Here is a 12,193-nt window from a genome sequence, read left to right on the forward strand (position 1 = left end):
CCCCTTGCCGAGCCGCCCGACCGCCCGCCGGTCCGCGCGGGCCCGTCGCGGAACGCCGGGCCTGATCCAGCGCCGTGGCCGTCTGGGTTCCCCTCCGCGCCGTTGACCCTCCGGGCCCGCCGGGCCCGTGACGTCCGACGCGACGATGGCGCCCTGCCGGGGGCAGGCGACGACCGACACCCCGCCAGAGCACCCGCCGTTGGCCCCGTGCCCGACGCTCCAGTTTGTCGTTATTTCCGACCAGAAAGGCAGGAAAAATGACCCTGACCGCCGACTCCGCGGCAACCCGCACCCTCCGGGAGGCCTCCGCCGTGGACACCGCGCTGGTCGAGGGGCCGCGCACACTGCGCCGCCTCCCCGAGGGCGTCGTCTCCCGCCCCTACGAGCGGTTCGAGGTCCGCCCGCTCGGTGCCCTCATCGGGGCCGAGATCCACGGGATCGACCTCCGCGACACGATCGACGAGGAGCTGCGCGACGAGCTCAACCGCGCACTCCTGGAGTTCAAGGTGATCTTCTTCCGCGACCAGCCCATCGACGCGGTCCGCCAGCAGGAGATCGCCCGCTTGTGGGGCGAGCTGGAGACCAACCCGTTCATCGACCAGGGCGACGACGCGCACGTGGCACGGTTCGCCAAGGGCGAGGCCCCGCCCAGCTACGAGAACGTCTGGCACACCGACGTCACCTGGCGTGAGGCGCCCGCCCTCGGCGCCATCCTGCGTCTGGTGGAGGTCCCGCCGGTCGGCGGCGACACCCTGTGGGCCGACATGGCCGCCGCCTACGACAACCTCCCCGAGGAGGTCAAGCGACGGATCGAGGGGCGCACCGCCGTCCACGACGTGATCCCCGGGTTCGTCCGGTTCCTCGACCGCGACCGGCTCCTGGAGTGGCAGGACCGCTTCCCGCCGGTCGAGCACCCCGTGGTGCGCGTCCACCCGGAGACCGGCCGCCGCACGCTCTTCGTCAACGTCTCCTTCACCACCAGGATCGTCGGGATGGAGAAGGAGGAGAGCGACGCACTGCTGCGCCACCTCTTCCAGCAGGCGCACACCCCCGAGTACCAGGTGCGGTTCCGTTGGGAACCGAACTCGGTCGCGTTCTGGGACAACCGGGCCACCCAGCACTACGCGGTGAACGACTACCACCCGCACCCTCGCGTGGCCGAGCGCGTCGCGATCGTCGGAGACCGCCCCTTCTGACCCCGGGTCCGACCCGGTGCCACCGAACCACGGTCGGTGGCACCGGAGTTCTCTCCCGGCGCGCACGGCCGGAGGCGGCCGTCGTCACCGCCGGACGCCCGACTCCCCCGCCCGGATCACCACCTCACCCCGGCCACGGGGCGGGAACTCCCGCACGAGGGGTGCCCGGTGCTCCGATCGCGCCGACCGCCCTCGCCCGCGTCGGCGGTGTTCATCGCACGGCCTCCACGCCGGTCAGGAAGTCCACCAGTTCGTCGACGCTCCGTGCCCCGCTCAGTACGCGGTCCCCGTGCACCAGGGAGGGGATCGTGCCGATTCCCCTCGCCACGGCGGCCCGGTGGTCGTCCTCGACCTCGTCCGCGTACCGGTCGGAGCCCAGCAGGGAGTCCACCTCCGAGCCGTCGAGCCCGAGTTCGGTCCCGATCCCGCGCAGCGTCACGGGGTCCGCCAGGTCCTCACGGCGTTCCAGGTGCCCCGAGAAGGCGCGGTCCCACGCGCGGTCCGGGGCGACCCCCCGTGCGACCGCGAGCTTGACCAGCCGGTGGGCGGGCCGGGAGTCGATGCTCAAGACCCCGTCCATGTCGATGGACAGCCCGTCGGCGCGGCCCGCCTCGGCCACCCGGAGCCGGGTGGCCTCCCACCGCTGCGGACTCAGGCCCCAGGAGTTCAGCGCCGCCCCGCGCACCGTTCGGTCCCGGGACCGGGGTCCCTCCGGCTCCAGCAGGAAACTCCGGTGCACCACGGTCACCTCACCTCCCACCCGTTCCAGCGCGGCGGTCAGCCGTCGCCGCCCGATCCAGCACCAGGGGCACCTGATGTCGCCCCACATCGTGATGACGGACATGTGCACGCTCCGATTTCCTCGCCCGAGTCGTTCGCGTAGAGTCCACTTCATCAAGTTCACTTGATGTCAACCCGCCTGGTGGAGGAGCCCGATGCCGAATCCGGACCCCAAGGCGACCTGGCTCAAGCCTGGACAGATCGCACACCGGGCCGGGGTGGCGGTGTCCGCCCTGCACTACTACGAGAGCCTCGGCCTGATCAGCAGTCGCCGGACCGCGGGCAACCGGCGCGAGTACCGCAGGGACACCCTCCGTACCATCGCGTTCATCCGCACGGCCCAGCGCCTCGGCCTGTCCCTGGATCGGATCAAGGAGGCCATCGACCAGCTTCCGGAGGACGGTCTGCCCACCAAGCGCGACTGGGCCCGGATCTCACGTCGGTGGCATGACGACCTGACCCGGCGGATCGAGGAGCTGACCGCCCTGCGGGACCGGTTCTCCAACTGCATCGGCTGCGGATGCCTGTCCCTGGTGGCCTGTCCCTACTCCAACCCGGAGGACGTCCTGGGCCTGGAGGGCCCGGGGCCTCGGCGCTTCCCCTGAGCGCCACCCGGTGGCCGCGAGCGCCGTGTCCGGATGTCACACCCGAGGCGGGCGGCACCGGGGCCGCAACCCCGGGGAAAAAGGCGTTGTGGCCCGGGCGGGCCTCGTCCACACTGACTCGGACACTCCGGGCACGAGACCGCGTGCCCCCGCAACCAGGGAGAGACATGTCCACCCTCCGGGTCACCGCCGAGCGCCTCACGATCCTGCCCCACCCCAACGCCGACGCGCTGGAACTGGCCAAGGTCGGGCTCTTCCACGCGGTCGTCGCCAAAGGCGCCTACCGCACCGGGGACTGGGCGGTCTACATCCCGGAGAACGCGGTCCTTCCCGAACCGCTGGTCGACGAGCTCGGGCTCACCGGCAAGCTCGGCGGCTCCAAGAAGAACAGGGTCAGGCCGGTCCGCCTGCGCGGAGAGGTCTCCCAGGGCATCGTCTGCCGCCCAGCGGTGCTCGCCGACCGCGACCTGGCCGCCGAGCACGGGGCCGGGACCGACTTCGCCGCCGAGCTGGGCGTGACCAAGTGGGTGCCGGAGATCCCGCTCCACATGAGCGGTGAGATGCTGCCCGCCCCCGACCTGCTGCGGTGGATCGAGGTCGAGAACGTCAAGCGCCACCCGGACGCCCTCACCCCGGGGGAGCCGGTCGTGGCCACCGAGAAGATCCACGGCTCTGCCTGTCTGTACACGTTCGTGGCCGGGACCGGGGAGGAGTTCGTCTCCTCCAAGGGGCAGGGCGCGAAGAACCTCGCGCTGGTGCCCTCCGAGGAGAACCTCTACTGGAGGGCCGTGACCGCCCACGGGGTCGGCAAGGCGGCCCGCGTCCTCGCGGAGCGCTTCGGAGCCGACCGGGTGGGCGTGTTCGGCGAGGTGTTCGGCACGGGCGTGCAGGACCTCGGGTACGGCGAGACCGGTCGCGGAGAGCGGCCCGGTTACGCGGTCTTCGACGTCCGGCTGGACGCGGGCGGCGCCACCCGGTGGATCGACGCCGCCGAGCTGCCCGCCCTGCTCGCGGAGGTCGGCCTCCCGTCGGCGCCGGTCCTGTACGAGGGGCCCTATGACGAGGCCGCGCTCCTGGCCCTCGCCTCCGGTACGGAGACCTGGAGCGGTTCCGGCCTCCACCTGCGTGAGGGCGTGGTCGTCCGGCCCGCGCGGGAGCGGTTCTCGGGGGTCCTGCTCGGCCGGACGATCGTCAAGTTCGTCTCCGACGCCTACCTGACCCGCAGGGGCGGTACCGAGTTCGAGTAGCCGGACCGGGGTCCGCCGCCCGCGCGGCGGGTCGGGCGGCTCAGGCGGGAGGCGTGTGTTCGGCGCGCCCGCCCCGGTGCGCGGGTCCGGGCGCTTCGGAGGGGTCGGCCCCCTCCGGGGCGCCGGGCCCGCCGGCGTCCGCCGTGGGGGACGCGTCCGGGTGGCGCCGCGAGAGCAGGTACCCCGCGCCCAGTACGATCCCGGTCCCGATCGCCGTGTACCAGGTGAACCCGACCAGCCCCGGCTGGAAGAGGAACAGCCAGGACATGGCGGCCACCGCCGCGGCGAAGGCGAGAATCGCGTCCGTCTGCCGGGCCCGGCGCACCCACAACCCCAGCAGGAACGCGCCGAGCAGACCGCCGTAGGTCAGGCTGGCCACGGACAGTCCCAGCTCGACGACCGGGTTGTCGGTGCCGGTGAAGAACGCGGCCACCCCGACGAAAACCAGGCCCCAGCCGAGCGTGAACAGGCGGCTCAGCCGCAGCGCCCGCGCGTCGGACAGCCGATGGCGGGCGAACCGCTCGTACAGGTCGGCCATGGTCGAGGAGGACAGCGCCGACAGGGACGAGGACAGCGTGCTCATCGCCGCCGCCATGATCCCGGCCAGCAGCAGCCCCGACACCCCCGCGGGCAGGCCCTCGACGATGAACACCGGGAAGAGCTCGTCGGAGCTGGCGAGCCCGAGCCGTTCCACCGACGCCGCCTCGAAGTACGAGTACAGCGCCAGGCCCACGGTCAGGAACAGCGCGAACTGGAGGAACACCACCACGCCGCTGACGATCACGGCCCGCTGGGCGTCGCGCAGGCTCCGGCAGCCCAACAGGCGCTGCACCACGATCTGGTCGGCGCCGTGCGAGGCCGTGGACAGCAGCGCGCCGCCCACCAGGGCCGTGACCGTGGCGTAGGGGGCGGAGACCGGGTTGGAGGCGAAGTCGAGGAACTGTGTCTTCCCGGCGTCGGCCGCCACCGCCAGGAAGTTCACGTCCAGGCTGGTGGCGATCACCGCCAGGGTGACCACGCCGCCCGCCACGTACACGCCCATCTGGAGCACGTCGACCCAGACCACCGCCCTGATCCCGCCCACCAGCGTGTACAGGACCGTGACCGCGCCCAGGGCCGCGACGATCGCGAAGTAGGAGGCCTCCAGCCCGAGCGCGTCCAGGATGATCTTCATGGGGATGGCCGCCGCGAACAGCCGCACGCCGTCCGCGAGCAGCCGGGTGAACAGGAACGCCACCGAGGCGGTGGCCTGCATGCCGCGTCCGAACCGGAGCCCCAGGTAGGCGTAGGCGGTGGTCATCTCGCCCCGGTAGTACCGGGGGAGCAGCAGGAAGGCCACGACCACCCGCCCGATCAGGTAGCCGACCGCCACCTGGAGGAAGGTGACGTTGCCGAGGTAGGCCACCCCGGGGACGCTGATCACGGTCAGGGCGCTGGTCTCGGTGGCCACCACCGACAGGCACACCGCCCACCAGGGCAGCTGGCGGTTGCCGATGAAGTAGTCCTTGACGTCGCGCTGGCGCCCGGACAGCCGCAGGCCCAGCCAGGCCGAGGCCAGCAGGTACACCGCGATGACGGCGAGGTCGATGGTCTGCACTGCGTCCTCCTGGGGGTGTCCGGAGCGGTACGGGCGAGGCCGTCGCCTCAGCCGCCCGGTGCCTCCACGTACAGGCGACGCGGCGGCACGGGGGAGGGGGCGGGCAGGCGCAACGGGGCGGTGCCCGGGGTCAGCCGCCCGGCCACCGGGGCCCGGCGGGCGCCGGTGCAGTCCGGCACGGAGCCGGCCAGCCCGTGCCAGCTCAGGAACCCGATCAGCGCGAAGAGGTAGGCCTCCTTGGCGTCGCCGTCCAGACCGATCCGTTCGGAGGAGTCCAGCCGGGCGGGGGCGAGCCGGGCAGCCAGCCGCTCCATCAGCACCGGGTTGCGGGTCCCGCCGCCGGAGGCGAGCACCTCGGTCACCCCGAAGGGTTCCAGGGCGTCGGCGACGGTGACGGCGGTGAGTTCCACGAGGGTCGCGAGCAGGTCGCCGTCGGAGGGGCGGCCGCCGTCCCGGGCCCGGGACGTGTCTCGCAGGGCCGCCTCCAGGTAACCGGGCCCGAACAGTTCCAGGCCGGTGGTCCTGGGCACGGGGAGCCGGTAGTAGGGCTCGGCCAGCAGGTGTTCCAGGAGGACGGGGTCGGGGCGGCCGGTACGCGCGATCGCACCGTCCGCGTCGAGGTCGGCCCGGCCCCCGGTGACCAGACGCGCGGCGGCGTCGATCAGCGCGTTGGCGGGGCCGGTGTCGAAGGCGCGGGGCGGCAGGCCCTCGCGGACGACGGTGACGTTGGCGATGCCGCCGAGGTTGAGCGCGGCGGTCGGTTCCGCGCGGCCGCCGAGCATCAGCAGGTCGAGGGTGCTGGCCAGCGGCGCGCCCTGGCCCCCGGCGGCCACGTCCGCGGCCCGCAGGTCGGACACCACGGGGAGCCCGGTGGCCTCGGCGATCCAGGCGGGCTGGCCGAGCTGGAGGGTGCCGTGCACGGTGGCGCCGTCCGCCCAGTGGTAGAGGGTCTGGCCGTGGGAGGCGACCAGGTCGGCGTGGCCTCCGGCGAACTCCTCGATCCCCCGGAGGGCCGCCGCCGCGAACTCCTGGCCGATCCGGGTGTCCAGTCGGCAGACGGCCTCCATCGTGGTGGCGGCGGGCGGCAGGGCCGCGCGGACGGCTTCGCGCAGGGACGCGGAGTAGGGGGTGGTGCCGAACCCCAGGGGGGTCAGCCGGACCACGGCGCCGCCGTCCTCCAGGTCGATGCGGGCGGCGGCGACGTCGATACCGTCCGCCGAGGTCCCGGAGGACACTCCGATGACGATCATGCGGCTCCTGAGGCAGGGGGCGGGGCGGGCGGGTGCCCGTGCGTGGAAGGTACCCCGAGGGGCCCGTGCCGTCACCCGTCCCCGAACGGTCGCGGTCCGGGTGCGGGGAGTCTCCCGAGCGTGGTCACGCCCCCAGTTTGCATGTTCATACATTTAGGCGCATACTTTTTGCATGTCCAAGGTGCTCACTTCCCTGCCTGTCGGTGAACGTGTCGGAATCGCCTTCTCCGGAGGCCTCGACACGTCCGTAGCGGTCGCGTGGATGCGCGAGAAGGGCGCCGTGCCCTGCGCCTACACCGCCGACATCGGCCAGTACGACGAACCCGACATCGCCTCGGTGCCGGGCCGTGCCACCGACTACGGCGCGGAGATCGGGCGCCTGGTCGACTGTCGCGAGGCCCTCGTGGAGGAGGGGCTCGCCGCCCTCGCCTGCGGTGCCTTCCACATCCGCTCCGCCGGCCGCGTCTACTTCAACACGACCCCCATCGGCCGCGCCGTCACCGGCACCCTGCTGGTCCGCGCCATGCTGGAGGACGGCGTCCAGATCTGGGGCGACGGCTCCACCTACAAGGGCAACGACATCGAGCGGTTCTACCGCTACGGTCTGCTCGCCAACCCCTCCCTGCGCATCTACAAGCCGTGGCTCGACGCCGACTTCGTCACCGAGCTCGGCGGCCGCAAGGAGATGTCGGAGTGGCTGCAGGAGCGTGACCTGCCCTACCGCGACAGCACCGAGAAGGCCTACTCCACCGACGCCAACATCTGGGGCGCCACCCACGAGGCCAAGGCCCTGGAGCACCTCGACACCGGCATCGAGATCGTCGACCCGATCATGGGCGTGCGCTTCTGGGACCCCGAGGTCGAGGTCGCCACCGAGGACGTGACGATCGGCTTCGAGAAGGGCCGCCCCGTCACCATCAACGGCCGGACCTTCGCCACCTCCGTCGAGCTGGTCCTGGAGGCCAACGCCATCGGCGGCCGCCACGGCATGGGCATGTCCGACCAGATCGAGAACCGGGTGATCGAGGCCAAGAGCCGCGGCATCTACGAGGCCCCGGGCATGGCGCTGCTGTTCGCCGCCTACGAGCGGCTGGTCAACGCCATCCACAACGAGGACACCCTCGCGACCTACCACAACGAGGGCCGTCGCCTGGGCCGCCTCATGTACGAGGGCCGCTGGCTGGAGCCCCAGGCCCTCATGCAGCGCGAGGCCCTCCAGCGCTGGGTGGGCACCGCCGTCACCGGCGAGGTGACCCTGCGGCTGCGTCGCGGCGACGACTACTCGATCATGGACACCACCGGCGCGGCGTTCAGCTACCACCCGGACAAGCTGTCCATGGAGCGCACCGAGGACTCCGCGTTCGGTCCCAGCGACCGCATCGGCCAGCTCACCATGCGCAACCTGGACATCGCCGACTCCCGCGCCAAGCTGGAGGAGTACGCGGCGCTGGGCATGGTCGGCGACAGCACCCCGTCGACCTCGATCGGCGCGGCCCAGGCGGCGTCCACGGGCCTGATCGGCGCGATGCCCGAGGGCGGAGCCGAGACCATCGCCTCGCGTGGTGAGGTTTCCGACGACGACCTGCTCGACTACGCGGCCATGGAGGCCGGGACCGACTAGTCGCGGACCGGCCCCCGACCCCGGCCGCCTCCGCGCCACCCCGCCCCGCCCGGATCTCCGGGCGGGGCGGTCGTGCGTCCGGGCGGGTTCGGCGCGAGGGCGTGAGCGCGGTGGCGGACCACCCTGTGTCCGCCCGCCCCGAAGGAAGGGGCGCCCGCGTGGAACGGCGCCCCATGGACATCGCCGCCCCCACCGAACGCACCCGCAACGGCACTCTGCTTCGTCTGTTCCCCGGTGGCCGGGGTTCCGGGTTTCGAGCACGAGGTGCTCTTCGAGGACGACGCCCACATCGCCTTCTCGCTCCCTGACTCCGCCGGTCCCCCCGCCCGGTGGCCGCTGACCCGGCCCCTCCCCGCCCGAGAGGTGCCCGCTTGTGACGCGCCCCGGTGATACCTGACTGGCTCCAATATTTGACTAATTCCAGAAAAGGCGGCAGACTCCTTCCCATGCCCACCTCCTCGGATTTCGAGCACATGCTGCGCGAGTCCGCTCTGAGGGTGACGAGCCCGCGGTTAGCTGTCCTCTCCGTCGTGCACGAGCACCCACACGCGGACACGGAGTCGATCATCGACCACGTGCGTGCGGAACTCGGCGCGGTGTCCGCCCAGGCCGTCTACGACGTCCTCAAGGCGCTGACCGGGGCCGGTCTGGTGCGACGCATCCAGCCCCAGGGCTCCGTGGCCCGCTACGAGACGCGGGTGGGGGACAACCACCACCACGTCGTGTGCAGGTCCTGCGGCGCCATCGCCGACGTGGACTGCGCGGTCGGTCACGCGCCGTGCCTGACCGCCTCCGCTGACCACGGGTTCTCGATCGACGAGGCCGAGGTCGTCTACTGGGGCGAGTGCGCCGAGTGCTACGGCGCGCACAGCTCCTGAACCACACGTTCACCTCTTCCCGTAAGGAAGTCGATGTCTGAAAACAACACCGGTGGCTGCCCCGTCGCGCACGGTGACGCGCTGACCCACCCCACGCAGGGCGACGGCAACCGCGAGTGGTGGCCCAACCAGCTCAACCTGCGCATCCTCGCCAAGAACACCCCCGTGTCGAACCCCCTCGGTGAGGGCTTCGACTACGCGAAGGCCTTCGAGGCCCTCGACCTGGACGCCGTGAAGGCCGACATCGCGGCCCTGCTCACGGACTCGCAGGACTGGTGGCCCGCCGACTTCGGCCACTACGGCCCCCTCATGATCCGCATGGCCTGGCACAGCGCGGGCACCTACCGCTCGCACGACGGCCGCGGCGGCGGCAGCGCCGGACAGCAGCGCTTCGCCCCCCTCAACAGCTGGCCCGACAACGGCAACCTGGACAAGGCCCGCCGTCTCCTCTGGCCCGTGAAGAAGAAGTACGGCCAGAACATCTCCTGGGCCGACCTGTTCATCCTCACCGGCAACGTCGCCCTCGAGTCCATGGGCTTCGAGACCTTCGGCTTCGCCGGCGGTCGCGAGGACGTGTGGGAGCCGGAGGCCGACGTCTACTGGGGCCCCGAGACCACCTGGCTCGACGACAAGCGCTACAGCGGCGACCGCGACCTGGAGAAGCCCCTCGCCGCCGTGCAGATGGGCCTCATCTACGTCAACCCCGAGGGCCCCAACGGCAACCCGGACCCGCTGGCCGCCGCCCGCGACATCCGTGAGACCTTCGGCCGCATGGGCATGAACGACGAGGAGACCGTCGCCCTCATCGCCGGCGGCCACACCTTCGGCAAGACGCACGGTGCCGCCCCGGACAGCAACCTGGAGGCCGAGCCCGAGCGCGCCGGCCTGGAGATGCAGGGCCTGGGCTGGAAGAACAACCACGGCACCGGCAAGGGCTCCGACGCCATCACCTCGGGCCTGGAGGTCACCTGGACCACCACCCCCGCGCAGTGGAGCGAGGGCTTCTTCAAGAACCTGTTCGAGTTCGAGTACGAGCTCACCCAGAGCCCGGCCGGCGCCCACCAGTGGGTCGCCAAGGACGCCGAGGAGATCATCCCCGACGCCCACATCCCCGGCAAGAAGCACAAGCCGACCATGCTCACCACCGACCTGTCGCTGCGCGTCGACCCGGTCTACGAGCAGATCTCGCGCCGCTTCTACGAGGACCACCAGGCCTTCAAGGACGCCTTCGCCCGCGCCTGGTTCAAGCTGACCCACCGCGACATGGGCCCGAAGGCCCGCTACCTCGGCTCCGAGGTCCCCGCCGAGGACCTCGTCTGGCAGGACCCGCTCCCCGCCCAGGAGGGCGAGGTCATCGGTGACGCCGAGATCGCCGCCCTGAAGGCGAAGATCGCCGAGTCCGGTCTGTCCGTGGCCGAGCTCGTGTCCACCGCGTGGGCCTCCGCCTCGACCTACCGCGACAGCGACAAGCGCGGCGGCGCCAACGGTGCCCGCATCCGCCTGGAGCCGCAGGTCGACTGGGAGGTCAACAACCCGGCCGAGCTGCGCACGGTGCTCGCCAAGCTCCAGGGCATCGTCGACGAGTTCAACGCCTCCTCCGCGAAGAAGGTCTCCGTCGCCGACGTGATCGTCCTCGCGGGCGGCGTGGGCGTCGAGCAGGCGGCCAAGGCCGCGGGCCAGGACGTCACCGTCCCGTTCACCCCGGGCCGCGTGGACGCCACCGACGAGCACACCGACGCCGAGTCGTTCTCCTACCTGGAGCCGGTCGCCGACGGTTTCCGCAACTACTACGGCAAGGGCAACCGCCTCCCCGCCGAGTACCTGCTGCTGGACCGCGCCAACCTCATCGGCCTCAGCGCCCCGGAGACCACCGTCCTGGTGGGCGGCCTGCGTGTGCTGGGCGCCAACTTCGACAACTCCGAGGTCGGCGTGTTCACCGACAGGCCGGGCGCGCTGACGAACGACTTCTTCGTCAACCTGCTCGACCTGAACACCAACTGGTACGCGACCGGTGACGACTCCGCCACCTCGGAGACCTTCGTCGCCAAGGACGCCTCCGGCGCGGTCACGTGGACCGGCAGCCGCGTGGACCTCGTGTTCGGCTCCAACTCGGAGCTGCGCGCCGTCGCCGAGGTGTACGCCTCCGACGACGCCAAGGAGAAGTTCGTCCAGGACTTCGTCGCCGCGTGGAACAAGGTCATGAACGCCGACCGGTTCGACCTGGTCTAGTTCGACCCCGGGCGCGTCCCGAGGGCTGGTCCCGGGCTCCCGGAGCCCCCGGGGACCCACCCCTCGGACGCCGCCCGCGTCACCGGCCCGACCCTCACCGGTCGGGCCGGTTTCGTGTCCGCCCTCGCACGGGCCACTCCGCGCGCACCACGAGCCCCGGGCCGGTGAGCAGTCCGCGCGTGCGCGCGGTGTCCGCGTCCGACATGTTCACCAGGTGGGCCGTGTCGGCCAGGTCGAGCATCGGCGCGTCCGAGACGCTGTCGCCGTAGGCGTGGCCGACGCCGCCGCGCACCCCGGCCGCCGCGATCATCGCGGCCTTGGAGGGACCGTGACAGTGGCGGTCCGCGACCAGACCGCCCCAGCGCCGCCGGAGCGTGGACGCGACCACCCGCACACGCGGGTCGATCTCCCGGCACAGGGGCGTCGCGAGCAGGTCCGCGCAGGCGGTGACCACGACGACGTCGTCCCCGGCGTCGAGGTGGTGCGACAGCGCGGCGGCGCCGCCCGGCCTCAGCCGGGAGCGCACGTCCAGGTCGGCCACGTGGTCGCGGACGATCCCGCGCAGTCGGGCGTCGTCCACGCCCACCGTGCCCACCCACAGCAGGAGCGACCCGGCGTGTACGCGCCAGGAGCGCCGGGCGAACGCCACCGCGACCAGGGGTGCCACGATCAGGGCCCCGGCCGCGCGCATCGGTGAGCGCGCGAGCAGACGCAGGGTGAGGCGCGTGAACGAGTCGTGGTCCAGCAGAGTGTCGTCGAGGTCGAACAGGGCCCAGGCCACGCGGGGCTC

The 12,193-nt window shown here is 72.1% G+C and carries 10 protein-coding genes; 6 read left to right on the top strand and 4 right to left on the bottom strand.

What is annotated here, in order from left to right; genetic code table 11:
• Positions 1-257: 257 nt before the first annotated feature.
• Positions 258-1,196, top strand: coding sequence for a TauD/TfdA family dioxygenase (locus tag ACFYL4_RS05305; protein ID WP_357760952.1), 939 nt, complete (start codon positions 258-260; stop codon positions 1,194-1,196).
• 211 nt (positions 1,197-1,407) lie between these two features.
• Here ACFYL4_RS05305 and ACFYL4_RS05310 read toward each other — a convergent pair whose 3' ends face one another.
• Complete coding sequence (locus tag ACFYL4_RS05310; RefSeq protein ID WP_357760955.1) at positions 1,408-2,040, bottom strand: DsbA family oxidoreductase; 633 nt, start codon at positions 2,038-2,040, stop codon at positions 1,408-1,410.
• 91 nt (positions 2,041-2,131) lie between these two features.
• Here ACFYL4_RS05310 and soxR point away from each other — a divergent pair, with 91 nt between their 5' ends.
• A complete protein-coding gene (gene soxR, locus ACFYL4_RS05315) occupies positions 2,132-2,581 on the top strand; it encodes a redox-sensitive transcriptional activator SoxR (RefSeq protein ID WP_357760958.1) in 450 nt (149 codons plus the stop codon).
• A 167-nt stretch (positions 2,582-2,748) separates the two neighbouring features.
• Complete coding sequence (locus ACFYL4_RS05320; protein WP_357760960.1) at positions 2,749-3,828, top strand: RNA ligase (ATP); 1,080 nt, start codon at positions 2,749-2,751, stop codon at positions 3,826-3,828.
• Positions 3,829-3,868: 40 nt separating this feature from the next.
• Here the strand turns inward: ACFYL4_RS05320 and ACFYL4_RS05325 are convergent, their stop codons facing one another.
• Positions 3,869-5,425, bottom strand: coding sequence for a sodium:solute symporter (locus tag ACFYL4_RS05325; protein ID WP_387516558.1), 1,557 nt, complete (start codon positions 5,423-5,425; stop codon positions 3,869-3,871).
• 47 nt (positions 5,426-5,472) lie between these two features.
• Positions 5,473-6,675, bottom strand: coding sequence for an anhydro-N-acetylmuramic acid kinase (locus ACFYL4_RS05330; protein ID WP_387516560.1), 1,203 nt, complete (start codon positions 6,673-6,675; stop codon positions 5,473-5,475).
• Positions 6,676-6,847: 172 nt separating this feature from the next.
• Here ACFYL4_RS05330 and argG point away from each other — a divergent pair, with 172 nt between their 5' ends.
• The 3 genes from argG (at position 6,848) to katG (ending at position 11,403) form a co-directional block, all read left to right on the top strand.
• A complete protein-coding gene (argG, locus tag ACFYL4_RS05335) occupies positions 6,848-8,296 on the top strand; it encodes an argininosuccinate synthase (protein ID WP_357760969.1) in 1,449 nt (482 codons plus the stop codon).
• A gap of 446 nt (positions 8,297-8,742) precedes the next feature.
• Positions 8,743-9,174 (top strand): Fur family transcriptional regulator, encoded by a 432-nt coding sequence (locus ACFYL4_RS05340; protein WP_357760974.1) that lies wholly within the window; start codon positions 8,743-8,745, stop codon positions 9,172-9,174.
• 33 nt (positions 9,175-9,207) lie between these two features.
• Complete coding sequence (katG, locus tag ACFYL4_RS05345) at positions 9,208-11,403, top strand: catalase/peroxidase HPI (protein WP_357760977.1); 2,196 nt, start codon at positions 9,208-9,210, stop codon at positions 11,401-11,403.
• 94 nt (positions 11,404-11,497) lie between these two features.
• Here the strand turns inward: katG and ACFYL4_RS05350 are convergent, their stop codons facing one another.
• Entirely contained in the window at positions 11,498-12,184 is a 687-nt protein-coding gene (locus ACFYL4_RS05350) for a haloacid dehalogenase-like hydrolase (protein WP_387516562.1), read from the bottom strand.
• Positions 12,185-12,193 lie beyond the last annotated feature (9 nt).

This window comes from Nocardiopsis sp. NPDC006938, from assembly GCF_042869555.1.
GTDB lineage: Bacteria > Actinomycetota > Actinomycetes > Streptosporangiales > Streptosporangiaceae > Nocardiopsis.